Origin of the sequence: Rickettsia endosymbiont of Orchestes rusci, assembly GCF_964030945.1 — a bacterium.
GTDB lineage: Bacteria > Pseudomonadota > Alphaproteobacteria > Rickettsiales > Rickettsiaceae > Rickettsia.
Map to the genome: position 1 here is coordinate 23,826 of NZ_CAXIQG010000005.1, position 21,767 is coordinate 45,592.

Genomic DNA, 21,767 nt, shown 5'->3' on the forward strand with positions numbered 1-21,767 from the left:
TTAGTTTACCTTATTTCATTTTTTTAGGACTAAAATGAGAGAAAGCTTTATTAGCTTCAGCCATTTTATGAGTATCTTCTTTCTTTTTGATAGCGGCGCCTCTATTATTTGATGCTTCAAATAATTCTTCAGCTAACTTATCGATCATCATTTTTTCGGATCGCTTTAATGCGGCATTAATAATCCAACGTGACGCCAGAGCATACCCTCTTCTTTCATCCACGGGAGCCGGTACTTGGTAATTAGCTCCGCCCACTCTAACCGAAGTCACTTCAAGATAAGGCTTTACATTATTCATGGCATTATTAAAAGCCTCATAAGGTTCTACCTTATGTTTTCTTTCCATCTTATTAAAGGCTGAATAAACTATTTTTTCCGCAAGAGATTTTTTACCTTCTTTCATAATATTATTAATAAATCTTGACAGCAAAGTACTGTTATATTTCATATCAGGTAAAATTACTCGCTTTTCCGCGGCGTGACGACGTGACATTTATTTTTCTCTCTATCTATTAATTATTTTTTTGCAGCTACGGCTTGTTTACGGGAAGCACCGTAACGTGAACGGCCTTGCTTACGCCCTTTAACACCTTGAATGTCATAAGCACCAAGTACTATATGATATTTCACCCCCGGAAGATCAGGAACCTGTCCGCCTCTAACTAATACTCTATCATGCTCTTTTACGCTATGTTTTTCACCCGGTATATAAGCATTAACGCTTCTTTTATTACTTAAACGTACCGTGGCAATTTTACGGAGAGCAGAGTTAGGCTTTTTAGGGGTCACCGTTTTGACTACAAGACAAACACCGCTTTTAAAAGGATTAGCCTCTAAGGCAGGAGATTTTGTTTTACGAGTTTTTGATTTTCTCCCAAAACGTACTAGTTGATTATATGTCGGCATTAAAAAAACACTCCAAAAAACTTTATTCAAAATATACTGTTCGTAAATGAAGAGTTGGAAACTGTCACCCCGTGACTTGATCACGGGGTCCAGAGAAGTAAAATACCGGATACCGTGGCGGGGCCTTGGTATGACAACTCTTTGAGTATATATATTATCGCACCTCAGACAGCACTAAATTTAAATTATAATTACTTTTTCCATAAAAGCAAGAACGTTTTAATTAACAATTAGCTTTTTCTCTATTATTTTTGCTATATTGCTGATTATCATTACTAAAATGTAGTAGCAAGAAGCGGCAATAAGTGCCGGGAAAAAGTAATTATACGTTTCCGCTGACACTATTGTTGCTCTACGCATTAAATCCATTCCACCGATCGTCGAAATAATTGCCGATTCTTTTATCAAATTAACCAGCTCGTTTATTAGTGAAGGAAATATATTTCTAATTGCCTGCGGCAAAATTATATCTTTCATTATTAACGCTTTCGGTATAGCAAGAGCTTCGGCGGCCTCAACCTGCCCTTTATCGACGGCATTAATTCCCGCTCTAATTATCTCCGAAACATACGCCCCCGAATTAAGGGAAAAAGCCGTAACTCCGGCTACAAACACGCTAAATTTAATACCGATTAAATAAGGTAACCCGAAATAAATAATACTTAACTGAATAAGTAAAGGCGTGCCACGAAAAATAGAAGTATAAAAATTTGCAAATAATCGTAATATAAAATTTTTGCTCACTTTACAAATTGCTAATAACGCCCCTATTAACAAACCTAATATAACCGCAATTACACTATATTTTAAGGTGACTAACGTTCCTTTAACAATATAAAGAATATGAGGGGAAAATTTAATAAAATATTCAAACATTATAATTTTGGAATAAAAATAAGTGGGGATAAGATAACATCTTGAAATATTTTTTGCAAGGAATCTAATAACTAGCTAGGGCATCGTCAAGTTAAGTTTATGTGCGTTAGATATTATACAGCTAAATTCAGAAAGATTTAGACAAGATGAATTTAAAGGTGAGCCTGCGCTAGCCGTTAATAATACGTGAGCACAGGCGAATCCAGAAAAATTCGCTTGTATCAAGCGATCGCGATGACGCTGTACTATCAATATATTACCTATTGATTAGCGTTGTTGCATGGCTCGATAAAAGCAGCAGTATGTCATTCTAGTTAAAGGCGGGAATCCAGACTTTTTATTGTCATGCTGAACAAGTTTTGTGCATCTTTTTTAGTAGATCCTGAAATAAATTCAGGATGACTTAAAAATATTTTCTGGATTCCCGCCTTCGCGGGAAGGCGTTGTTGCGTGGATCGGAAAACAGTGATTTTTTGACCATCTTTACAAAGCCTCGGGGGAATGACATCGAAAATTCAAGCCATGCAACAACACCCTATTGATTAGTATAATTGCTAAGAATTCTTGCTCCTTTTTTAGAGGCTATTTTACCATAATTAAAAATTATTTCCAATATATAATATAAATTATATATGCTTTTCTAAAGAATTATCTCTAAACTATTTAATTCCATTAATAAATTGAGGTATAAGTTAGTATGTCGTATATAAAATATATAGTTTTATGGTTAATTATATTAACTAATGTTAATCTTTATGCTGATAGCAAAGATATAATTTCCGACAAGGAAACTTTAAAAGTACCGGTAAGTAACGAACATCTTCGTACTCTTAATATAGCTTCTACTCTTCTTATTTCTTGTGTAGATTTTCGTCTAAAAAGTGAAACCGTTGAGTTTATGAACAAATTAAATTTACTAGAAGATTATGATGAAGTATCGCTTCCCGGCTCTTCCCTTGCTTTAGTTAACAATCAATATCTTTATTGGGGTAAAACAATTGAAGATGTTATTGAGATTTTATAAAAACTACATAATATTAAACAAGTTATCTTTCTCGATCATCGTGAATGCGGAGTGTATAAACTTCTTGTTGGAGCAGAATATCTTACAACGCCTAAAAAAGAAACAGATATACATACGGAAACTTTAAATAAAGCACGCAAAATCATTAACAAAAAATTTCCAAATTTGAAAGTCTATACTTTTTTAATGGGACTTGACGGGGTAATAGAGCAAGTTTACGATAGACCCAACTAATATATAATGAGTTATGTAACCCCAACTATGGATAAGTTGTAGCTTAAAAATTTATCCATAGTTCGCGTTATGTATGGTCATTGCCTCATTTATACGGCGTTGCTGCATGGCTCATAATTTACCGTATTATGGTTATTATAAGTACGATGTCATACCGTGACCCCTCCCACGGTATCCAGAAAAAATCTTAGTAAAAAGACCGGATGCCGTGGGAGGGGCCTCGGCATGACACCGAAACACTTTGCAAAAATTCGAGCCATGCAACAAAGCCTTCGGTCGCTCGCAATGACGATTCCGGTAGCCACACAACAACGCCCATTTATACTTAACTTGACAATGCCGCTAGCATAGATTATGATGCGTCCGTAGAGGATTTTAATACATTATGGGCAAAAACGAAGATTTTTGCTGCGTGATTCTTTAATTCTCACCGGAGCTAGTTTCAGAATGGGGGTAGTATGTTACGTCATAACAATTTAGCAGGAACTCATAAACAAACTACACCGTTAAATAATACCAACCCAGCTTCAGAAAAGCACGTGTTAGTATCCATTATTGCGAATTCATTATTCAAAGAATCTAATATAAATAATAATAATCAAGGGACGCAGAACAATAGCGTATATTCAGAGAATAATTTTAATAATATTACAGATGCCGATGATCATAACACAGGGTGCGGTATGTGTAACTGTCTCGGAGTTATAGCTACTGTCTGTTGTGATATTTTATTATTCCTATGTGAGTAAAAAACCTAGATATATACTATAGTAAAGTAGTTTTCATAATTGATTTCCTCATTACATTCGGGGTAAGTTGGATTGTCACGCAGCTTACAGCAGCGGCATTGTTGTGTGGCTCGAATTTTTGATGTCATTCTAGCTAAAGGCGGGAATCCAGAAAAATTATAGTCATCCTGAATTTATTTCAGGATCTACTAAAAAAAGATGCTGAAACAAGTTCAGCATGACATAAGTAAGGCTAGATTCCCGCCTTTAGCTAGAATGACATACTATATTAACCGATATATTCTTCAATAACACTCAAATAATCATCTAATATCGATTGGTTTTTATTAACGAATCTTAAAGCATTTTCTTGATAATCTTTTAACTCCTTCTTATTACTCGAAGTTAAGAGATATTGCAGCTTCACGAGTAAATCATTTCTGATTCTTTAATATATTATACCAATGTTCAAGTAACTTTTGAGTTTCATGATCTTCTTGTGCATATTCTGCTGTTTTTGCTACTAAATCCAAAATTTTCTTAATAGTATTATGATCCTCATTTACTAGTTTAGCTTTAACAAATTCTAAAAGCGTTACCATTTCAACAGGTAAAGGTCTATCTAGCCCTTCTTCATGCCATTTTTTAATATTTTCTTCACGAAATTCTTTATAGTCATTTATATCCCTATATAAAGAATCAAGCAAAAATGGTTTTATTGAGGCTTTATATTGCTTTTCTTTTTCTAATCGTAATAGGACTTCTGGGGAAAGTGGAGCATTAATAATTTCTAACGCTTTAAGGGATTTAGGTCCTAAATATTTGCGACATGCATCCACTGAGAATTTCGGATGGATATCGCACGTTTCACGAGGAATATCCTCTAAAAACATAGTCCAAGCAGCATTATCTGCATTTTCATCATCACACTCAACTAATTCTTCAATTAAATTAAAAATAAATGGTAAATATTTAGTATTTTCATTATCTATTTCTTTACCAGTAAAATCTAAAAGACAACCAATTTCTGTATGATAAGTCCTTTTATCCTCTCCCCACCACTCTTTCTCTTTTTCATGGTATTCTTTATATTCAGGAATATTATCAATTAAATATTTTACTAATGCTTCTTTACTATAATAGTATTCTTTCATTTTAAAGCATCTCTTAATATTTTTAATTATTCTGCTTCTTTTAACCCATTTTGCATATGTTATTAATAACATAACAACCTCCCAGCAACAATTTATATCAGCCAATATATTCTGCAATAACACTCAAATAATCATCTAATATCGATTGGTTTTTATTAACGAATCTTAAAGCATTTTCTTGATAATCTTTTAACTCCTTCTTATTACTCGAAGTTAAGAGATATTGCAGCTTCGCGAGTAAATCATTCTCGTCTTTAATTTGAATTGCCGATTTGTTGTTAATCGCACCACTCGCAATATCGGTGTTTTTACTCATATCAGGGCCGAATATAATACAATTAGCAAAATATGCCGCTTCTAATATGTTATGCCCGCCTTGCTTAAACGACCCGCCGATAAAAGAAATTGCAGCTAAAGAAAAGAATAAGCCCATTTCACCGAATTTATCGACAATATAAAGGTCATCGCTTAAAATCGGCAAATTATTTTGTGATTTAGCGGTAATTGCTAAATTTAACAAAACACAATTATCAATTATTGACTTTACACGCTCAGGGTGACGCGGGATTAAAATAAAATAACAATCTGAAAATTGCCGTTTTAAGCTTTTAAGAATAGGAAAAATTACTTTTTCATCTTCCGGATGAGTGCTGGCAAACACGATAATACGCTTATCCTTAAGGTGTGCAGCTAATATAGCTAATTCTTTTTCATTTACCTCAAGCTTTTGATTAGCGAATTTAATGTTACCTAAATTAACTACATCGGTAACGCCTAGATCATTAAATTTTTGTCGATCGACTTCACTTTGTACAATAATCTTACTAAAATTTTTAACGATCAAGGCGAAAAAACTTTTTCTTTTTTGCCAAGATTTAAACGATTTATCGGAAATACGCGCATTTAGTAATAATAATTTACTATATTTTGCCCCTTCGCTAATCATGCACGGCCATAATTCGGATTCTATAAAAATCCCTAAATCAGGTCGCCAATTTTTTAAAAATTTCTTAACAAAAATAATGTTATCGATCGGCAAAAATTGATGAATAGCTATATCCGGCAATTTAGCTACTAACATTCTAGCAGAGCTTGTTGTCCAAGAAGTGACTAAAAAACGTATTTGCGGGAATCGGCTATTTATGCTTCTAATTAAATTCAAAGCAGCTACCGATTCCCCGACGCTTGCCGCATGTATCCATATTAAAAACTCTTCATTACTTCTTTTTTGCCCTAAAGCAAAGCGTTCTTTTACTCGACTTATATCTTCTTTACCTATTAGCAACCGAATAAAAATTATGATAAAATATATCGGTAACAGTACAAAACTTAACAGATGATATAAATATAATATTGCCTGCAAATGAAGAATTGGTTTTTGTGGTATCATTTTCCTACTTTCTCAATGTCATTCACATATTGTATTGTTGCTCGAATCGCCTCATCACAAGCCATTCGTTGTTGCATGGCTAATAATTTACCGTATTATGGTTATTATAAGTACAGTGTCATGCCGTGGTCAAGCCCACTACTGTACGAACGTTGAAAAAAGGCTGTGTCATGCCGTGACTTGATCACGGCATCCAGGAAAATAAAGCCATATTAGACTTATTTTAGAATCTTTTTATGATATTATAAGCTGGATTCCGTGGTCGTAGCCACGGAATGACAGAATTTTTACCTCTTTATTTAAACGTTCGTACAGTAGTGGGTCAAGCCGGCGTTGTTGCATGGCTCGATAAAAGCAGCAATATGTCATTCCCGCGCAGGCGGGAATCCAGAAAATTATAGTCATTCTGAATTTATTTCAGAATCTACTAAAAAAGATGCGCAAAACTTGTTCAGCATGACAATAAAAAGTCTGGATTCCCGCCTGCGCGGGAATGACATAAGAGAGCAGGGAATGACATCGCAAATTCGAGCCATGCAACAAAGCCTGCTATCGCTCGCAATGACGGGCGTTTTGTATTACGTAATTGGAGTACACCTCATTTCGGTAAACTCTGTGTTAAACTGCTTAGCTGCTTCTCAAGGTTAATATCGTTTTGTTCTTTATTATCTGTAAAATTTAGAGGCGAGCCGACCATGACGGTTATAGTGCCGAACGGCAGCGGCATTATTAATTTATCCCAACTTTTTAACAAAAAATATCTCGATGTATTACTAACGATCGGTATTAATTTTTTATTATATTTACGTGCAATTTCGGTAATACCGCTATTTATTTTGTAAACCGGTCCTTTGGGACCGTCCGGCGTAATTATTACATTACTGCCTTTGGATAATTTTTTAATAATTACTTTCAATGCCCCAATCGGATTTTTATTAGTAGAGCCGATTATAACACCGCAACCGAATTTGCTAACGATATTATTTAGAAATTTGCCGTCTAAATGAGGAGATATTAAAGCGTAAACATCCGTATGTCCTTTAAACATACATGGACTTAAGGCAAGCATATTATGCCAAAAAGCAAAAATTACTCCTTGCTCTGCTAAAAATTTTTTCTTATCGCTTCCTTTTGGAAATATAAATTTCCGCCTTGAAGTAAAATAAACAAATTTTAAATAACCATATAGTAAAATCGTGATTATATTAACCGCACAATTATTATTTTTTAGAAATCTTTTAAAAGCTTTTCTCATTATTTTTTATAGTTAATTCAATCCAAACGTCATTGCGAGGAGGTGCTTTAGCGCCGACGTGGCAATCCGGGAAAAAATTAGTACAAAATGCTATGTAAATTATTATTTTCCGGATTGCCGCGCTCCCTTTGGTCGCTCGCAATGACGTTTGGGTATCCACGCGGGAATGACACCGGAAGTGCTTATAATCTAAAATACTTTAATCAACTTGTTTTAGCATACTACAAGCTTTTTCTATTCTAACACATGCTTCTTTTAAATCCTCAATAGACATAGCATAAGAAATTCTAAAATACCCTTCTAAGCCAAAAGCAATCCCCGGTACTACAGCAACTTTAGCCTCTTCAAGTAAATACTCGCCTAAATCATTACTATTTTTTATGATTTTACCGGATAAAGCTTTCAATCCAAATATTTTTTCACATTTAACAAACAAATAAAACGCTCCTTCCGGTTTATAGCAACTAAAATATTTTATCCTTTCTAAAATCGATAAAGCCAAATCACGTTTTTTCTGAAAATTTAAAGCATTTTGCTTAATAAAATCTTGCGGACCGTTTAAGGCTTCGATAGCAGCCATCTGACTGATAGAACAAGGATTTGAAGTACTTTGCGATTGGATAATAGCCATTGCTTTAATTAAATCCCTAGAACCCGCGCCGTAGCCTATTCGCCAACCCGTCATCGAGTAAGCTTTGGATACGCCATTTACGGTAAATATCCGCTCCTTTAAATCACTAGCTATTTGCGCTAAAGTATAAAATTTAAAATCGTCAAAAATAATATGCTCATAAATATCGTCCGACATTATGTTAACATGCGGATATTTTCGCAACAATTTAGTAATATTTTCCAGCTCTTCGTAAGAATAGCTAGAGCCGGTCGGATTACTTGGGGAATTAATAATCAGCCATTTAGTTTTAAGCGTAATTAACCGCTCTAACGCTTCGCTACTTAACTTAAAATTACTTTCAATTCCGCAATTAGCAAAGACGGGCTTACCTCCTGCAAGTAAGACCATATCGGGATAAGAAACCCAGTAAGGTGCCGGAATAATAACCTCATCACCGTCATTTAAAGAAGCCGTAAACAGATTATATATAACCTGCTTGCCGCCGCTACATATTATTATCTCATCAAGTTCATAATCTAAATTATTCTCACGTTTAAATTTATTTTGCACTGCTTGTTTAAGAAGCGGCATACCTTCAACATTCGTATATTTAGTAGCACCATCCCTTATTGCTTTGATTGCCGCCTCTTTAATATTATCGGGCGTATCAAAATCAGGCTCTCCCGCACCGAGTGAAATGATATCTATTCCGGCTTTTTTTAGTTCAAGCGTCTTTTTAACCACTGCCAAAGTCGGAGAAGGCTTGATAATACTTAAGCGTTTAGAAATGATGGACATAAATTAACCCCTAATTTGTTGACGGTAACATTTGTAAGATATATATTTGTATTATTAATAAATAAAATTTAGATATCATGTTTGGTAGCAAAATAACTTCTACGATAAAAGATAAGATAAAACTTTATTATTATAAAATAACAAACATCCCTAATTGGTGTAAAAATAAGATTCTAGATTCTACAAACTATTATAATGATTGTAAGCACAAACTCAGCCATTTAAAAGAGACCAATTTTGAGTTAGGAATCGATCATTTATATAAAGGAAATCTAAATGATGCAATATTAAGATTTAAATTGGTCGATAAATTTTTTGCACGTGCAGACCCTAAAATATATTATTGGCTTGCCTTAGCTTACTTTTTAAAAAATAATTATTCAACAGCTCTGGATTATACCCAAAAATCTTCTACGGAAGATAAGACTCAACTAGGAACGTTTTTACAAAATTATAAAAATGCCAAGGAAATTCCCGGAGCGATATGGCAACAATATAGAGATTTAACGGCAAGATACTATACTAATAGTTTTCGCAATGAAAATAATATCCATCTTCCTTATAGCTTTATTCACGAAACTATAAATCAGATAACCGATTTACCCGATAATTATAATATTTTAGAATTAGGCAGTAATGTCGGACTTATAGGATATGAAATTCAAAAACGTTTTCCTGAAAGCTTTAGCTTAACCGGTGTTGAAAGCTCTACCGTCATGAATAATTTACTAAGCGTATATTATCCTAATACCGAAATTTATGATCAAGTATTTGACGTTTCAATACCGGATTTTATCAAACAAACCTCCGATAAATTTAGACCTCTTGCAGAACTCGCTTATTCTCAGGAATTTGAAGGAGACACGGAACGCAGAACCGGAGCGTACTCTAACGTACGTGAGGATGAGGGGTTAGGCTCGACGTACAAATTACCAGAAGAAGTAGAGTTATCTAAGAGGTCTTTTGATGTAATATTGAGTTTTTGCGGCTTATCCTTTACTAGCGGTTTGGAAATTTATTTTGATGCTATTTATTCTTTATTAAATGAATCCGGCTATTTCGCCTTCTGTTTACCTATTGCGGCCGGTACAAGTTATTCTTTAAAACGAAAAGAATTTATTTTTAATTTAGATGAAATTATTGAAATCTTAAATACCGGCAAGTTTACTATATTAAGCTCTCAAAAATTAATACTGGCGGAAAATAATAAATATTGTATTGTAGTGTGTAAAAAAACTAGCATTTAAACTATGAAGATACTAATATTACCTATCATCTTATTAATGATCGGTCTTTGTCCTTTTATCGTTCAAGCCGATCTTGAATATATTGACGATGATAAGTATAATTACAATACTACCGGTATCGGCTGCAGTCAAATTTATGATCCGTATGAAAGATTAAATCGTAAAATTTTTGCTTTTAATTCGGTGTTAGATTATTTGATTTTACGTCCCTTAGCAGTCGGTTATAAGAAAGTTACCAATAATTATACTAAAACAAGAGTTAACAGCTTTGTTAATAATATCGATACTCCTCTTACTGCCGTAAATTACGGGTTACAGTTAAATTACGATAAAACCATGAAGAGTGCTTGGAGGTTTATCATTAATACGACTCTCGGCATAGGGGGGTTATTTGACGTGGCAAGCAAAGTAGGTTTACCTTCGGAGCGGCAAACTTTCGGTAATACTTTAGCACATTACGGCGTCGGTCCGGGACCTTATTTAGTATTACCCATAATCGGCAGTACTAACGCTCGCGATATGACCGATTCGATATTTACAAACTATGCACTTAATCCTATGATGTATTATACTCATAATGATTTTGATCTAACTGTTTTAGCGATTAGTAAAATAAATGACCGATATATCGCATTACCTTTTAGTGATTATATCATGAACAACTCTACCGATCCTTATATCGCTATTAGGTCGGCTCTACATCAAGCCCGTGAAGCATCGGTTCAATATCCGACAAATTTTAAATGCCCACAAGTTAAAACAAAATTTAATACAAAAAATATTAATTAAATTATAGAGGTTGCTATGAATAGAATTATTACAGCTATATTTTTATTATTTACTACTTTCTCTGCCTATTCGGATAATAGCGCGCCTGAGGGATTAAATGATTATATTACTAAGCTTGTAAGTGAAGCTTCCGGTACACTTAACGATCCAAACTTAACCCAAGACGTAAAAATTGCGAAAGCGCGCAGCTTAATTTCAAATAATTTAGATTTTGAGTGGATGGCTAATTATACGCTTGGACGTCAAGGTAGACAAGATTTATCACCTGAACAAACTAAAGAATTTGTAGGTGTCTACTCTAAATATGTTACTAAAGCTTATACGGATTTAATAAAAGACTATAAGGGTGAACAACCGAAAATAATAGGAGTTCGCCAATCAGGTTCCACCTCCACGGATTTTATAGTAACGATGAATATAGTCAGCAATACGGGACAAGAACCTATTAGAGTAGAATATTTAGTACGTCAAATAAAAAACGGCGGGAAAGATACTTTTAAAGTTTCGGATATAGTAACCGAAGGCGTGAGCCTTATCAGCGCCCAACAGCAAGAATTTACTAATACGCTACAGAATGAAGGTTTTGACAAATTAATAGAAAATTTGAAAAAACATTCTTAGTAATTAGAGGCGTTGTTGCATGGCTCGAATTTCCGATGTCATTCCCGCGCAGGCGGGAATCTGGAAGAATTATAGTCATCCTGAATTTATTTCAGGATCTATTACATGGGATGCTGAAACAAGTTCAGCATGACAAAGAAAAATCTAGATTCCCGCCTTTAGCTAGAATGACATCAGGGGTGTTGACCAAAAGTGCATTCCTTAAACTGTCCCCTATATAGAGGAAGGAACAACATAAATCAACTATACACAAGCTATAATTTTTTATTAGCACAAAAGAGCATTTTAGGTTTGCGTTTTTAATATCAAACCATTAATAATAAATAATATAATTAAATTTATTTTTACTATGAAAGCATTTGAGTTTGATTGTGATTTTGGCGGACAAAAATCAAAATTTAAATTTTATATCGGAACACCGGAACAAGGACATCACCCAATACAATTTCAAGCAGATTGGTTGTCAAAAGAGCGTGGAGGTACCGTACCATCAGAAGTAATGGATGCGATTAGTAAATTAAACGATCTTTCTAAAAAAAATAATGTGCCGCTTGAAGATTTGTGTGTATATGCTCTTGGATCAGCTCAAGAAGATCAAAACGCACCACCGGAAAATATAACAGAAGATGAGGAGGAGTTAGAAGAGAATAAGGAAGGGGAATAAATAACTTATATGTCATTCCCGCGGAGGCGGGAATCCAGGAAAAAATAGTCATCCTGAACTTGTTTCAGGATCTTGTGCAAAAGATGCTGAAATAAATTCAGCATGACAAAGAAAAGCCTAGATTCCCGCCTTCGCGGGAATGACATCGAGGACTTTTCAAGAACCATGCAACAACGCTGAAATGACATCAAAAATACGAGCCATAGAATAACACTTTAGCTAGGAATAACATCAAAAATTTATTAGAGATTAAAATGAAACAATATAACGATTTTTTAAAAATTATTCATCGTGAAGGGTATATATTCATTGCAAGCTTTGCGGTAGTAAGTTTTTTATTAGCTTCTTTTAATAGTAAACTTGGCGGCATAGGGTTTATCCTAACTGCTTGGTGTATATATTTTTTCCGTAACCCCGACCGCTACGTTCCTATAAATGATGACTTAATAGTAAGCCCGGCCGACGGAATAGTTCAAGAAATAAAAGAAGCTATGCCGCCGGCAGAATTAGGTCTTGGCGACGAAGAAATGATAAGAGTTAGTATTTTTCTTAATATTTTTAATGTGCATGTTAATAGGGTACCTGCTAGCGGAAAAATTTTATCGCTGCATTACAATCCGGGGAAGTTTTTTAATGCTTCGCTCGATAAGGCAAGTATTTATAATGAACGTCAATCGGTGTTAATGGAAACTAATACCGGTCAGAAAATAGCTTTTGTACAGATAGCAGGATTAATAGCTAGAAGAATAGTATGCGATTTAGAAGAAGGTACCGAGGTTAAAGCAGGAGAGCGATACGGTATAATTCGTTTCGGCAGTAGAGCGGATATTTATTTACCGTTAAAAACAGCCTTATTTGTTACCAAGGGTCAAACCGCTATCGGCGGCGAAACTATCATCGCCGATTTTGGTCGTAAAAAAATAGCGGAATTTAAGTTTGAGAGGAGATAACGTCATTGCGAAGCCACGAAGTGGCTGTGGCAATCCAGGCTATCCCGAATGTAATGAGGGATTTAATAGAATGCTAAACATAGTTTAGCATAAAAATATGTTTATACTTGATTGCCGCGTCGGCATAAATGCCTCCTCGCAATGACGATCCGCGAGTGTTGTTGCGGGGTTCGTAATTTACCGTATTATGGTTATTACAAGTATGGTGTCATACCGTGGCTTGACACCGAACATTTTGCAAAAATTCGAGCCATGCAACAACGCCCGCCTTTAGCTAGAATGACATAGATCACGGGAATGACCTCAGAATTTGATCGATATTATTATTTGAGTATATAAATTGTTAAAAATACGTAAAGCTATAATAAATAAGCCTATTCCCTTTATAAAATTAATTCCTAACTTTATTACCTTATTAGGGCTTATTACCGGTATGAGTTCTTTGAGATTTGCCTTAGACGGTAGATGGGAAATCGCCGTATATTGTATTATAGTCGCGGCAATTCTTGACGGCATTGACGGCAGGGTTGCAAGAATGCTAAACGCTACCAGCCCTTTCGGTGCCGAACTTGATTCATTATGTGATTTTGCCAATTTCGGTATAGCTCCCGCATATCTAATATATTTATGGTCTTTTCAGCAATATGAGTATAAAGTGTTTTCATGGGCAGTGATGCTACTATTTATCGTATGCATGGCACTACGTCTTGCACGTTTTAACATTAGTATTTTTCAGCAAGATAGAGCGGAATATTTTTTTACCGGTGTACCTGCCCCTTGCGGCGCGTTACTTGCTTTAATGCCGGTGATGTTAGATTTTGAAATTAGTACTTTACTAAATATAAATATTCGCGTTCACACTATAACCATTAATATCTATTTAGCTATAATAGCTTTTTTACTTGCTAGTAGGTTACCGACTATTTCAACAAAAAATTTAAATATAAAACCGGAATATTTATCCCTTGCAATGATTTTATTTGCAATCATTATTATAAACCTTATCATATATCCATGGTATTCGTTACCGTTAATAGCGATTATATATATTCTTTCTATACCTGCTTGCTATTTTCTCAAGCAAAAACTCGGTAGTAAATAACTATGCTTAATGTAACTCAAAATATTGAGAAATATAAAACTCATCCTTTAGCTAAATATTTGTTAGCGATAATTATAATAGCATTAATTAGTGCCGGTTACGGTATTTATGTCTGGGTCAATACGCAATCTACCGATAATGCTTATATTGATGCCGATATATCAAATGTAAGTTCCGAGATTAACGGCGTCTTAACTAACTTATTAATCTCTAATAACGCAAGAGTTAACAAGGGTGATTTGATTGGTGAAATTGACGATAGAGATTATAAGGCGCGCTTTAATGCGTTAGACGCCTCTATTAATGCCTCGCTAAAAAATATAGAAATTATCGATCAGAAAACTTTAATAGGGCAAATTAAATTAGAACAAGCAGAAGAAAAATTAAGTTTAGCGAAAATAAGCTTTGAGATTATTTCCACCGATTTTGCTAGAACTAAAGAGTTAAATAAAGAAAAATTTGCCAGTAGCAAAGCCTTGGATGATTCAAAGAATCTATTTGCAAAAGCAAAAACCGACTATAATCAAGCTAAATTAGATTTACAGATTGCTAAGCAAAATTTGCTACTATTAAGCCTTGAGAAGTCGGCAGAAGAAGAAAACCTAAAAGAATTGACGGAGAATAAAAAAATCACCGAGAGGAGTCTGCAAAATACTAAAATTATTGCGCCCGTGAGCGGTATATTTAGTAATAGCAGTTTAGAAGTCGGGAATTATATAGTTTCCGGTAGAATATTATTTTCTATCGTCCAAGATAAAACAATGTATATCCAAGCTAATTTTAAAGAAACGCAAATAGAAAAATTCCGCCCCGGTTTAAAAGTAAAAATACAATTTGATTCTCTACCGAAAAAAGTAATATACGGCAGAATTCGTAATATCTCACCGGCAACCGGTTCAAAATTTACTCTAATTCCGCCTGATAATGCCACGGGCAACTTTACTAAAATCGTTCAGCGCGTACCGGTTTTAATAGATTTTGAAGTCCCTAGTAATGCTAATCTAATACCGGGTATGTCTACTATCGTTTCAATTAGAACCGATCAGAAAAAATAACTACTCTCTCAATATTTTACTTCTTAATTCCCTCTTACGAGGCGTTGTTGCATGACTCAAATTTTCGATGTCATTCTAGCTAAAGGAGGGAATCCAGAAAAAACACCCAAAATAAACAAAATTATATAAAAATTTACTATATAATTCGCTTAAACATTTTCTGGATTCCCGCGAAAGCGGGAATGACATAAGAGAGTAGGGAATGACATCACAAATTCGAGCCACGCAACAACGCCCGCAAATGCTCGCCATGACGATTCCGGTAGTCATGCAACAACGCTCTCTTACAACTAAAATTATTAACTAATGCTAGTAATTAAGATTAGTAATATTGCTAAAAGATTATTGGATTTGTACCTCATTCATGTTAATATAATTTACGAATAAACTTATTTTACGGTATTAACATGAATTTAAAAACTCTTCTCTTACTACTCACTAGTTTAACCTGTTCTGTAAGCTACGCTACTTCTACTAATCCCCCTGCTGCACCGACAGCGGCGGCAGTTCCTTCTTCTACCCCTCAATCCGATAGTAACGCACCTATTGCGGCAATGGCCGATCTTAGTTTTGTTAATGCTTGGGCAAGGCCTGCAACAAGTACGGCAGGTAAAATTAATAATTCCGCTATGTATTTAGTAATTAAAAATGATAGCGGTACTAATTATAATTTAATAAACGTATCGTCGGATATCGCCAATAAAGTAGAACTTCACCAAACTTTTACCGATGAAAAAGGAATTAGTAAAATGGTAAAACTAGATAATCTTTTAATTCCTACGAAAACTAGCGTAGAGCTTAAGCCCGGCGGCGCGCATATAATGCTGTATGATTTAAAGCAATCTTTAAAGGAAGGAGACGAATTTAAAGTATATTTGTTCTTTGATGACACCTCTATGAAAACAATTAAAGTAAAAGTAGCAAATAATGCTCCGACTCAATAACTAAAAAACTGAATTTGGGTTTTTAAGATATAGTAGCTTATGATTTTTGTGGAAGAAAAAAATAAAAAAGCCTAAAATCGTCATTGCGAGGAGGCATTGCCCGCATGGATACCCTAAACGTCATTGCGAGCGACTAGAAGCCTTGGTGCATGGCTCGATAAAAGAAGCAGTATGTCATTCCTGCTGCCCCTTATGTCATTCCCGCGAAAGCGGGAATCCAGGCTAAAAAGCCTTAGCTTGTAAGGCTTTTTTCTATATAATTGTAAGTTATCGTTACATCTTTAGTTTAATTTTTCTGGATTCCCGCCTTTAGCTAGAATGACATAAGGCACTTTTTTAGAGCCATGCAACAATGCCGGTCAAGCCCACTACTGTACAAACGTTTAAATAAAGAGGTAAAAATTCTGTCATTCCGTGGCTACGACCACGGAATCCAGCTTATAATATCATAAAAAGATTCTAAAATAAGTCTAATATGGCTTTATTTTCCTGGATGCCGTGATCAAGTCACGGCATGACACAGCCTTTTTTCAACGTTCGTACAGTAGTGGGTCAAGCCACGGTATGACACCGAACGCTTTGCAAAAATTCAAGCCATGCAACAAGACCCGTGGCAATGCCCGCGTGGATCAAAAATTAATAAAAAACTCGTCATTGCGAAGCCACGAAGTGGCTGCGGCAATCCAGGCTATCCCGAATGTAATGAGGGATTTAATCTAAATTCTTTTCTCTAATCTTTTTAAAAAAACTTTTCATCAATATTTTTGACTCTAGGGCGAGTATATCACCGTATATTTCCGGTCTATGAAAACAAGCTTTACTATTAAAAAAGCGTAAATTACTCTCAATAGCTCCCTGTTTAGGATCGTTTGCGCCGTAAAATAAACGACTTAATCTGCTATGCGCTATTGCACTAGCACACATTGCACACGGCTCTAAAGTAACATATATATCATGATCTATTAGATTTTTACTAGTCAAAATTCGGCATGCCTTATTAATTGCAATAATTTCGGCATGAAAAAGCGCATTATTTTTTTCTTCGGTAATATTATGAGCTACCGCAATAATTTTTTGATTTAACCGATTAACTATAACCGCACCAACCGGAATTTCGTTTTTGCCGAAAGCGAGCCTAGCTTGCTTTAGTGCTTCTTGCATAAAGAAATTATTTAATCTCATCACGATAATTAACTTGCTCTTCTAGGCCGTAAGGGTCTTGATGAATTATTATCTCGGCACCGGGAAATTCTTTTAATATTTCAAGAAGAATTTCATCGCTAATTTCATGCGCATTATGTAGCGATATATTACCGTCCATCTCTAAATGACACTGGATAAAAGGTTTGTGTGCTGCATATCTAGTTTTCATATCATGCATCCCTCTTATTTTTTTATGCTTATTAACTATCTCAATGATTTTTCGCCTATCTTCCTCCGGTAATTCTTGATCAATCAAATTCTTAAAAGCTTTTTTAAATAAGGAATAAGAAGCATAAAATATATATAGTGATATAGCAACGCCGAATAACGGGTCAATAAACCAAAAACGACCGCTTAAATTTATAGATATTATTACTAAAATATTTGTCAGCAAATCAGTGAAATAATGTAATTTATCGACTTTAATAATTTCCGAATGAGTTTTTTTTATTACATATGTTTGATAAAGCACTAATATCACTGTAAGAAATATACATAAATACATTACGTTAGTGCCGTGCGCAATATTTTCAGGGTAACTGCCGTCCGCTAAAGATTTAAATGAGGAAAAGCTGGTAAAAAGAGCCGAAGCAAAAAAGAACATCGATTGTGAAAAAATTGTTAAATCCTGCACTTTTCCGTGACCGAATCGATGATAATAATCCGGAGGTTGAAAAGCGAATCGTATTGCAATTAAATTAACGAAGGAAGATGAAATATCAAGCATTGAATCAATCAAAGAGGCAAGCATTGATTGCGAATTTGTTATAAACCAGCCGTAAGTTTTAATAATTAAGATAATCGCAGCTATCGTAAATGATAAATAAGACGCCGATTTTATTAAATTATTCTGCTTAATAGTATTCATAAAATATTTTGATTGTTTTGCGGTATAAAGTTAAGTAACATAATTGTTATGTAGTTTAGCTAAAAAAATATAAAATTCAATTATATTAGAGTAGATAATTATATTCAGCTTTACAAAAATACTTTTATAAGATAACTTTCAAACTTATATTTTACAATAGGCGATTTATATGAAATTAATATCTAAATTTATTGTTATTATCTTAGCATGCGGGATGTTACAAGCTTGCTCCGGGCCGGGCGGCATGAATAAACAAGGTAGCGGTACGTTAATCGGCGGAGCAACCGGTGCTTTACTAGGAGCTCAATTCGGTAAAGGTACAGGAGCATTATTTGCCACCGGCGCAGGTGCGTTAATCGGTGCATTAATAGGCGGTCAAATCGGTGCCGGAATGGATGAGCAAGATAGAAAACTTGCGGAACTCAGTTCTCAAAGAGCTTTAGAAGCCGCACCTACCGGCAATACCGTAGAGTGGCGTAATCCTGATAACGGTCACCGTGGTTCCATTACACCTACCAGTACTTTTAAAAATGATCACGGTCAATATTGCCGCGAATATACTCACACGGTCGTAATAGGCGGACAGCAGCAAAAAGCTTACGGAAAAGCATGTCGTAAACCCGACGGACAATGGGAAGTCGTGAATTAGAGTATCGAAACGTCATTGCGTGTAGACAATGGTCTTGTTGCATGGCTCGAATTTTTGCAAAGTGTTTCGGTGTCATGCCGTGGCCTGACCCACTACTGTACGAACGTTGAAAAAAGGCTGTGTCATGCCGTGACTTGATCACGGCATCCAGGAAAATAAAGCCATATTAGACTTATTTTAGAATCTTTTTATGATATTATAAGCTGGATTCCGTGGTCGTAGCCACGGAATGACAGAATTTTCACCTCTTTATTTAAACGTTCGTACAGTAGTGGGCCTGACCACGGCATCCAGTCTTTTTATTAAGGTTTTTCCGGATACCGTGGTCAAGGCCACGGGGTGACACCGTACTTATAATAACCATAATACGGTAAATTATTAGCCATGCAACAACGCCAATCCCTCCTCGCAATGACGCTCTACCTATACTAATAACATGGCACAACTTAAAAAAAACCAAAAGGAGTAAATAAATATGACTTTTGAATTAATAAGTACGGCATTTAATAATAAAGAACGCATTCCCGATAAATTCACCTGTAAAGGCGAAAATATTTCCCCTGCTTTAGAATGGAAAAATGCGCCGTTAGGTACAAAATCTTTTGCTTTAATTATGGATGATCCCGATGCTCCTATTGAAATAGCCCCGCCTATAGGGGTGTGGGATCACTGGATAATTTATAATATTCCGGCATCTATATTAAAATTGTCGGAAGGAAAAATAGATGCTGCTATTAAAACGCTTAATAACGGTTGGAAAGAAAAGCAATACGGCGGTCCTTGCCCTCCTCCCGGAAAAGCACATCGTTACTTTTTTAAATTATATGCCTTAAAAGCTTATCTTGAGCTTGACGAAAATGCTAGCAAGCAGGATTTATTATCGGCAATAGAAGAGCATATTTTAGGAAAAACCGAATTGATCGGCATCTATTCTATCGATAAATGAAGAGGTGTCATTCCGTGGTTTGATCGGCGTTGTTGCATGGCTCGAATTTTTGCACAGCAATTCGGTGTCATTCCGTGGCTTGACACCATACTTGTAATACCGTAATACAGTAAATTATGAGCCGCAACAACGCCTAAAAACGGCAATCCAGCCTTTACTTTGTCATGCTGAAGCAAATTCAACATCTCTTTAGTGTTCTACTTTTTATACTTCTTTCTAACCGATAACTAACTTTGAGTAGTATAAAAAGATTGTACTTTATTCAACAAATTATTATAATGATGCGGATATAAATAAAATTCAAAGAATAAAATGATTGTTTGGGGATGGAGCACAAGGGAAATTGGTACCAAAAAGATAGATGGAGCCTGTAAAATCTGTAATGCTAACCAGCTTTACTTGGTAGGATTACAGCGTACATTTAATCTTTTTTGGATTCCTGTTGTACCTCTTAATAAAATCACTTATGTATCTTGCTTATCTTGTGGATATGAATATCACATCACAGCAGATTTACGAAAAATACAACGAAACGATTTAAATTTTAAAACTCCTTGGTGGTTTTTTTCCGGTCTTATTATTATTATAGTTATTATATTGTTTAGTATTTTTGATAGTAGTAAAAACGCAAAAAATATTCAAACCTTTAAAAACAATCCTCAAGCAGGAAAGTATTTTACATTTAAGATTCCGCATGATGAGGATTTCAAAAGTACACCGTTTACTTTAGGAAAAATTGAAGAGATAAAAGATAATAAAATATTAGTACGTTTTGCCAACTATGCTTACTCTCGAGATTACAAGGCAAAACAAGCTGCAAAGGATTCTAAGAATAATGCCGACAAGGAGCTAGCTCCGGAAATTATTGAATTCAACATGCAGGATTTTCAGAAAATAGATATTCAAGAGGTGATAGGTAATTAATTTGATTATCATTTAATTCTCTGGATATCCGTGACGAATGACATTGGGAACGTGTTTATCGATCCCCACCACATTAATAATATAAAATAACATACTTACCTTGGAAAATCCTTTAATAGAATTTCGTAATGTATCTAAGAAATTCGGTAATAAGTTACCGATCAATAATATTAGTTTTACTATAAAAAGAAATAATATTACTACCTTAATAGGTCCAAACGGTGCCGGTAAAACTACTATAGTCCGGCTAATACTGGGCTTAGAAAAGCCAAGTAGCGGCGAAATAATAATTAACTCTAAATTAAAAATCGCCAAATTAAAAATCGGTTACGTCCCGCAAAAATTTAATCTGAGTACTTCTTTACCGATTACGGTCAAAAATTTTCTAGATTTATTAGCACCGAATAATAAAAATAATAAACTGAAAGAAATTATTACTTTTATTAATTTAGAGAAATTAAAAGAGCATGATATCTCAGAGCTTTCTATGGGGCAATTCCAAAAATTGGTTTTAGCGAGTGCTATACTTAGCAAGCCGGATTTAATTATCTTAGATGAACCTATCCAATCTCTTGACGTTGCAAGCCAACAAGAATTTTATCAGATCATTAACCACATCAAAAAAAATCTTGATATTACGGTTTTTATGATTTCGCACGATTTGTTTACCGTGATGAAAAACTCCGATCAAGTAATATGTTTAAACGGGCATATATGTTGTAGCGGGGTGCCGAATGAATTAACGCCTAATTCAGATTTTTCTAATGTACTTTCTTCGTTAGGATTTTATACTCATCACCACGATCATAAACATTAACCTAGCTACT

34 protein-coding genes and 1 pseudogene are annotated in these 21,767 nt (G+C 34.8%); 20 read left to right on the forward strand and 15 right to left on the reverse strand.

Annotated elements, in window-relative coordinates:
• Positions 1 to 10 precede the first annotated feature (10 nt).
• From rpsG to AAHM91_RS10690, 3 genes are all read right to left on the reverse strand, one after another.
• Positions 11 to 493, reverse strand: a complete 483-nt coding sequence (gene rpsG / locus AAHM91_RS10680) for a 30S ribosomal protein S7 (protein ID WP_253308417.1) — start codon at positions 491 to 493, stop codon at positions 11 to 13.
• Positions 494 to 516: 23 nt separating this feature from the next.
• Positions 517 to 906, reverse strand: coding sequence for a 30S ribosomal protein S12 (gene rpsL, locus AAHM91_RS10685; RefSeq protein ID WP_253310106.1), 390 nt, complete (start codon positions 904 to 906; stop codon positions 517 to 519).
• 219 nt (positions 907 to 1,125) lie between these two features.
• A complete protein-coding gene (locus tag AAHM91_RS10690; RefSeq protein WP_342270792.1) occupies positions 1,126 to 1,782 on the reverse strand; it encodes an amino acid ABC transporter permease in 657 nt (218 codons plus the stop codon).
• A gap of 697 nt (positions 1,783 to 2,479) precedes the next feature.
• Here AAHM91_RS10690 and AAHM91_RS10705 point away from each other — a divergent pair.
• Positions 2,480 to 3,040: pseudogene (locus tag AAHM91_RS10705) on the forward strand (carbonic anhydrase).
• Positions 3,041 to 3,189: 149 nt separating this feature from the next.
• Here AAHM91_RS10705 and AAHM91_RS10710 read toward each other — a convergent pair.
• The gene (locus AAHM91_RS10710; RefSeq protein ID WP_342270793.1) at positions 3,190 to 3,345 is read right to left on the reverse strand and encodes a hypothetical protein; all 156 of its coding nucleotides are present in this window, start codon (positions 3,343 to 3,345) and stop codon (positions 3,190 to 3,192) included.
• A gap of 153 nt (positions 3,346 to 3,498) precedes the next feature.
• On the opposite strand from AAHM91_RS10710, the gene AAHM91_RS10715 reads away from it, so the two are divergent.
• Positions 3,499 to 3,789: a hypothetical protein gene (locus tag AAHM91_RS10715; protein WP_253308415.1), complete on the forward strand. Its 291-nt coding sequence runs from the start codon at positions 3,499 to 3,501 to the stop codon at positions 3,787 to 3,789.
• Positions 3,790 to 4,202: 413 nt separating this feature from the next.
• On the opposite strand, the gene AAHM91_RS10720 is transcribed toward AAHM91_RS10715, so the two are convergent.
• Positions 4,203 to 4,994 (reverse strand): DUF7674 family protein, encoded by a 792-nt coding sequence (locus AAHM91_RS10720; RefSeq protein ID WP_342270794.1) that lies wholly within the window; start codon positions 4,992 to 4,994, stop codon positions 4,203 to 4,205.
• Between the two features lie 25 nt (positions 4,995 to 5,019).
• On the reverse strand, positions 5,020 to 6,276 hold the full coding sequence (waaA, locus tag AAHM91_RS10725; RefSeq protein WP_342270818.1) for a lipid IV(A) 3-deoxy-D-manno-octulosonic acid transferase: 1,257 nt from the start codon (positions 6,274 to 6,276) through the stop codon (positions 5,020 to 5,022).
• A 51-nt stretch (positions 6,277 to 6,327) separates the two neighbouring features.
• Between waaA and AAHM91_RS10730 the strand changes: the two genes are divergently transcribed.
• Positions 6,328 to 6,468 (forward strand): hypothetical protein, encoded by a 141-nt coding sequence (locus AAHM91_RS10730; protein WP_342270795.1) that lies wholly within the window; start codon positions 6,328 to 6,330, stop codon positions 6,466 to 6,468.
• Positions 6,469 to 6,648: 180 nt separating this feature from the next.
• The gene (locus tag AAHM91_RS10735) at positions 6,649 to 6,960 is read left to right on the forward strand and encodes a hypothetical protein (protein ID WP_342270796.1); all 312 of its coding nucleotides are present in this window, start codon (positions 6,649 to 6,651) and stop codon (positions 6,958 to 6,960) included.
• Here AAHM91_RS10735 and AAHM91_RS10740 read toward each other — a convergent pair.
• Genes AAHM91_RS10740 through AAHM91_RS10750 form a run of 3 tightly spaced genes read right to left on the reverse strand, consistent with a single transcriptional unit; the run spans position 6,911 to position 8,978 of the window.
• Positions 6,911 to 7,567 (reverse strand): lysophospholipid acyltransferase family protein, encoded by a 657-nt coding sequence (locus AAHM91_RS10740; RefSeq protein WP_342270797.1) that lies wholly within the window; start codon positions 7,565 to 7,567, stop codon positions 6,911 to 6,913. The genes AAHM91_RS10735 and AAHM91_RS10740 overlap by 50 nt on opposite strands.
• Positions 7,551 to 7,727, reverse strand: a complete 177-nt coding sequence (locus AAHM91_RS10745; RefSeq protein ID WP_342270798.1) for a hypothetical protein — start codon at positions 7,725 to 7,727, stop codon at positions 7,551 to 7,553. Before AAHM91_RS10745 ends, AAHM91_RS10740 begins: the two co-directional genes overlap by 17 nt.
• A 39-nt stretch (positions 7,728 to 7,766) precedes the next feature.
• Positions 7,767 to 8,978 carry a pyridoxal phosphate-dependent aminotransferase gene (locus AAHM91_RS10750; RefSeq protein WP_342270799.1) on the reverse strand — a complete coding sequence of 404 codons (1,212 nt, stop codon included), beginning with the start codon at positions 8,976 to 8,978 and terminating at the stop codon, positions 7,767 to 7,769.
• 77 nt (positions 8,979 to 9,055) lie between these two features.
• On the opposite strand from AAHM91_RS10750, the gene AAHM91_RS10755 reads away from it, so the two are divergent.
• The 4 genes from AAHM91_RS10755 (at position 9,056) to AAHM91_RS10770 (ending at position 12,299) form a co-directional block, all read left to right on the forward strand.
• Positions 9,056 to 10,225 carry a palindromic element RPE1 domain-containing protein gene (locus AAHM91_RS10755; protein WP_342270800.1) on the forward strand — a complete coding sequence of 390 codons (1,170 nt, stop codon included), beginning with the start codon at positions 9,056 to 9,058 and terminating at the stop codon, positions 10,223 to 10,225.
• 3 nt (positions 10,226 to 10,228) lie between these two features.
• Positions 10,229 to 11,014 carry an MlaA family lipoprotein gene (locus AAHM91_RS10760; RefSeq protein WP_341793184.1) on the forward strand — a complete coding sequence of 262 codons (786 nt, stop codon included), beginning with the start codon at positions 10,229 to 10,231 and terminating at the stop codon, positions 11,012 to 11,014.
• Between the two features lie 15 nt (positions 11,015 to 11,029).
• Entirely contained in the window at positions 11,030 to 11,635 is a 606-nt protein-coding gene (locus tag AAHM91_RS10765; protein ID WP_341793185.1) for a Tgt2/MlaC family protein, read from the forward strand.
• Between the two features lie 349 nt (positions 11,636 to 11,984).
• Positions 11,985 to 12,299 carry a DUF2610 domain-containing protein gene (locus AAHM91_RS10770; protein ID WP_341793186.1) on the forward strand — a complete coding sequence of 105 codons (315 nt, stop codon included), beginning with the start codon at positions 11,985 to 11,987 and terminating at the stop codon, positions 12,297 to 12,299.
• Positions 12,300 to 12,304: 5 nt separating this feature from the next.
• On the opposite strand, the gene AAHM91_RS10775 is transcribed toward AAHM91_RS10770, so the two are convergent.
• Positions 12,305 to 12,466 carry a hypothetical protein gene (locus AAHM91_RS10775; RefSeq protein ID WP_342270801.1) on the reverse strand — a complete coding sequence of 54 codons (162 nt, stop codon included), beginning with the start codon at positions 12,464 to 12,466 and terminating at the stop codon, positions 12,305 to 12,307.
• Positions 12,467 to 12,553: 87 nt separating this feature from the next.
• Between AAHM91_RS10775 and AAHM91_RS10780 the strand changes: the two genes are divergently transcribed.
• From AAHM91_RS10780 to AAHM91_RS10795, 4 genes are all read left to right on the forward strand, one after another.
• Positions 12,554 to 13,249, forward strand: a complete 696-nt coding sequence (locus AAHM91_RS10780) for a phosphatidylserine decarboxylase (protein WP_253308409.1) — start codon at positions 12,554 to 12,556, stop codon at positions 13,247 to 13,249.
• 111 nt (positions 13,250 to 13,360) lie between these two features.
• A complete protein-coding gene (locus tag AAHM91_RS10785; RefSeq protein WP_342270802.1) occupies positions 13,361 to 13,537 on the forward strand; it encodes a hypothetical protein in 177 nt (58 codons plus the stop codon).
• A 52-nt stretch (positions 13,538 to 13,589) separates the two neighbouring features.
• Complete coding sequence (pssA, locus tag AAHM91_RS10790; protein WP_342270803.1) at positions 13,590 to 14,351, forward strand: CDP-diacylglycerol--serine O-phosphatidyltransferase; 762 nt, start codon at positions 13,590 to 13,592, stop codon at positions 14,349 to 14,351.
• A gap of 2 nt (positions 14,352 to 14,353) precedes the next feature.
• Complete coding sequence (locus AAHM91_RS10795) at positions 14,354 to 15,406, forward strand: HlyD family secretion protein (protein ID WP_342270804.1); 1,053 nt, start codon at positions 14,354 to 14,356, stop codon at positions 15,404 to 15,406.
• A 75-nt stretch (positions 15,407 to 15,481) separates the two neighbouring features.
• Here AAHM91_RS10795 and AAHM91_RS10800 read toward each other — a convergent pair whose 3' ends face one another.
• Positions 15,482 to 15,676, reverse strand: coding sequence for a hypothetical protein (locus AAHM91_RS10800; RefSeq protein WP_342270805.1), 195 nt, complete (start codon positions 15,674 to 15,676; stop codon positions 15,482 to 15,484).
• A gap of 137 nt (positions 15,677 to 15,813) precedes the next feature.
• Here AAHM91_RS10800 and AAHM91_RS10805 point away from each other — a divergent pair, with 137 nt between their 5' ends.
• The 3 genes from AAHM91_RS10805 to AAHM91_RS10815 all read left to right on the forward strand — a co-directional run bounded on the left by AAHM91_RS10805 (position 15,814) and on the right by AAHM91_RS10815 (position 17,070).
• Positions 15,814 to 16,350 (forward strand): copper chaperone PCu(A)C, encoded by a 537-nt coding sequence (locus AAHM91_RS10805; RefSeq protein ID WP_253308405.1) that lies wholly within the window; start codon positions 15,814 to 15,816, stop codon positions 16,348 to 16,350.
• A gap of 46 nt (positions 16,351 to 16,396) precedes the next feature.
• Entirely contained in the window at positions 16,397 to 16,576 is a 180-nt protein-coding gene (locus AAHM91_RS10810; protein ID WP_342270806.1) for a hypothetical protein, read from the forward strand.
• Between the two features lie 272 nt (positions 16,577 to 16,848).
• Entirely contained in the window at positions 16,849 to 17,070 is a 222-nt protein-coding gene (locus AAHM91_RS10815) for a hypothetical protein (RefSeq protein ID WP_342270807.1), read from the forward strand.
• Here AAHM91_RS10815 and AAHM91_RS10820 read toward each other — a convergent pair.
• A complete protein-coding gene (locus tag AAHM91_RS10820; protein ID WP_253310103.1) occupies positions 17,062 to 17,532 on the reverse strand; it encodes a nucleoside deaminase in 471 nt (156 codons plus the stop codon). The genes AAHM91_RS10815 and AAHM91_RS10820 overlap by 9 nt on opposite strands.
• A complete protein-coding gene (locus AAHM91_RS10825) occupies positions 17,519 to 18,421 on the reverse strand; it encodes a cation diffusion facilitator family transporter (RefSeq protein WP_341793195.1) in 903 nt (300 codons plus the stop codon). The genes AAHM91_RS10820 and AAHM91_RS10825 overlap by 14 nt, the downstream gene beginning before the upstream one ends.
• Before the next feature lie 169 nt (positions 18,422 to 18,590).
• Here AAHM91_RS10825 and AAHM91_RS10830 point away from each other — a divergent pair, with 169 nt between their 5' ends.
• Entirely contained in the window at positions 18,591 to 19,070 is a 480-nt protein-coding gene (locus tag AAHM91_RS10830; protein WP_253308403.1) for an RT0821/Lpp0805 family surface protein, read from the forward strand.
• A complete protein-coding gene (locus AAHM91_RS10835) occupies positions 19,052 to 19,180 on the forward strand; it encodes a hypothetical protein (RefSeq protein ID WP_342270808.1) in 129 nt (42 codons plus the stop codon). The genes AAHM91_RS10830 and AAHM91_RS10835 overlap by 19 nt, the downstream gene beginning before the upstream one ends.
• Before the next feature lie 143 nt (positions 19,181 to 19,323).
• Here AAHM91_RS10835 and AAHM91_RS10840 read toward each other — a convergent pair whose 3' ends face one another.
• Positions 19,324 to 19,530 carry a hypothetical protein gene (locus AAHM91_RS10840; protein WP_342270809.1) on the reverse strand — a complete coding sequence of 69 codons (207 nt, stop codon included), beginning with the start codon at positions 19,528 to 19,530 and terminating at the stop codon, positions 19,324 to 19,326.
• A gap of 15 nt (positions 19,531 to 19,545) precedes the next feature.
• Here AAHM91_RS10840 and AAHM91_RS10845 point away from each other — a divergent pair, with 15 nt between their 5' ends.
• Positions 19,546 to 20,016, forward strand: a complete 471-nt coding sequence (locus AAHM91_RS10845; RefSeq protein WP_342270810.1) for a YbhB/YbcL family Raf kinase inhibitor-like protein — start codon at positions 19,546 to 19,548, stop codon at positions 20,014 to 20,016.
• Here AAHM91_RS10845 and AAHM91_RS10850 read toward each other — a convergent pair.
• Positions 19,998 to 20,201, reverse strand: coding sequence for a hypothetical protein (locus AAHM91_RS10850; RefSeq protein ID WP_342270811.1), 204 nt, complete (start codon positions 20,199 to 20,201; stop codon positions 19,998 to 20,000). The genes AAHM91_RS10845 and AAHM91_RS10850 overlap by 19 nt on opposite strands.
• A 127-nt stretch (positions 20,202 to 20,328) precedes the next feature.
• On the opposite strand from AAHM91_RS10850, the gene AAHM91_RS10855 reads away from it, so the two are divergent.
• Entirely contained in the window at positions 20,329 to 20,940 is a 612-nt protein-coding gene (locus AAHM91_RS10855; protein ID WP_253308401.1) for a hypothetical protein, read from the forward strand.
• A gap of 100 nt (positions 20,941 to 21,040) precedes the next feature.
• Positions 21,041 to 21,757: a metal ABC transporter ATP-binding protein gene (locus tag AAHM91_RS10860; protein WP_342270812.1), complete on the forward strand. Its 717-nt coding sequence runs from the start codon at positions 21,041 to 21,043 to the stop codon at positions 21,755 to 21,757.
• Positions 21,758 to 21,767 lie beyond the last annotated feature (10 nt).

Excerpts from the sequence above, each read along its gene's own strand:
- rpsG (WP_253308417.1), bottom strand. The coding sequence starts at position 493 with ATGTCACGTCGTCACGCCGCGGAAAAGCGAGTAATTTTACCTGATATG.
- rpsL (WP_253310106.1), bottom strand. The coding sequence starts at position 906 with ATGCCGACATATAATCAACTAGTACGTTTTGGGAGAAAATCAAAAACT.
- AAHM91_RS10690 (WP_342270792.1), bottom strand. The coding sequence starts at position 1,782 with ATGTTTGAATATTTTATTAAATTTTCCCCTCATATTCTTTATATTGTT.
- AAHM91_RS10715 (WP_253308415.1), top strand. The coding sequence starts at position 3,499 with ATGTTACGTCATAACAATTTAGCAGGAACTCATAAACAAACTACACCG.
- AAHM91_RS10720 (WP_342270794.1), bottom strand. The coding sequence starts at position 4,994 with ATGTTATTAATAACATATGCAAAATGGGTTAAAAGAAGCAGAATAATT.
- AAHM91_RS10730 (WP_342270795.1), top strand. The coding sequence starts at position 6,328 with ATGTCATTCACATATTGTATTGTTGCTCGAATCGCCTCATCACAAGCC.
- AAHM91_RS10740 (WP_342270797.1), bottom strand. The coding sequence starts at position 7,567 with ATGAGAAAAGCTTTTAAAAGATTTCTAAAAAATAATAATTGTGCGGTT.
- AAHM91_RS10750 (WP_342270799.1), bottom strand. The coding sequence starts at position 8,978 with ATGTCCATCATTTCTAAACGCTTAAGTATTATCAAGCCTTCTCCGACT.
- AAHM91_RS10755 (WP_342270800.1), top strand. The coding sequence starts at position 9,056 with ATGTTTGGTAGCAAAATAACTTCTACGATAAAAGATAAGATAAAACTT.
- AAHM91_RS10760 (WP_341793184.1), top strand. The coding sequence starts at position 10,229 with ATGAAGATACTAATATTACCTATCATCTTATTAATGATCGGTCTTTGT.
- AAHM91_RS10765 (WP_341793185.1), top strand. The coding sequence starts at position 11,030 with ATGAATAGAATTATTACAGCTATATTTTTATTATTTACTACTTTCTCT.
- AAHM91_RS10770 (WP_341793186.1), top strand. The coding sequence starts at position 11,985 with ATGAAAGCATTTGAGTTTGATTGTGATTTTGGCGGACAAAAATCAAAA.
- AAHM91_RS10775 (WP_342270801.1), bottom strand. The coding sequence starts at position 12,466 with ATGGTTCTTGAAAAGTCCTCGATGTCATTCCCGCGAAGGCGGGAATCT.
- AAHM91_RS10780 (WP_253308409.1), top strand. The coding sequence starts at position 12,554 with ATGAAACAATATAACGATTTTTTAAAAATTATTCATCGTGAAGGGTAT.
- AAHM91_RS10795 (WP_342270804.1), top strand. The coding sequence starts at position 14,354 with ATGCTTAATGTAACTCAAAATATTGAGAAATATAAAACTCATCCTTTA.
- AAHM91_RS10800 (WP_342270805.1), bottom strand. The coding sequence starts at position 15,676 with ATGACTACCGGAATCGTCATGGCGAGCATTTGCGGGCGTTGTTGCGTG.
- AAHM91_RS10805 (WP_253308405.1), top strand. The coding sequence starts at position 15,814 with ATGAATTTAAAAACTCTTCTCTTACTACTCACTAGTTTAACCTGTTCT.
- AAHM91_RS10820 (WP_253310103.1), bottom strand. The coding sequence starts at position 17,532 with ATGAGATTAAATAATTTCTTTATGCAAGAAGCACTAAAGCAAGCTAGG.
- AAHM91_RS10825 (WP_341793195.1), bottom strand. The coding sequence starts at position 18,421 with ATGAATACTATTAAGCAGAATAATTTAATAAAATCGGCGTCTTATTTA.
- AAHM91_RS10830 (WP_253308403.1), top strand. The coding sequence starts at position 18,591 with ATGAAATTAATATCTAAATTTATTGTTATTATCTTAGCATGCGGGATG.
- AAHM91_RS10835 (WP_342270808.1), top strand. The coding sequence starts at position 19,052 with ATGGGAAGTCGTGAATTAGAGTATCGAAACGTCATTGCGTGTAGACAA.
- AAHM91_RS10845 (WP_342270810.1), top strand. The coding sequence starts at position 19,546 with ATGACTTTTGAATTAATAAGTACGGCATTTAATAATAAAGAACGCATT.
- AAHM91_RS10850 (WP_342270811.1), bottom strand. The coding sequence starts at position 20,201 with ATGTTGAATTTGCTTCAGCATGACAAAGTAAAGGCTGGATTGCCGTTT.
- AAHM91_RS10855 (WP_253308401.1), top strand. The coding sequence starts at position 20,329 with ATGATTGTTTGGGGATGGAGCACAAGGGAAATTGGTACCAAAAAGATA.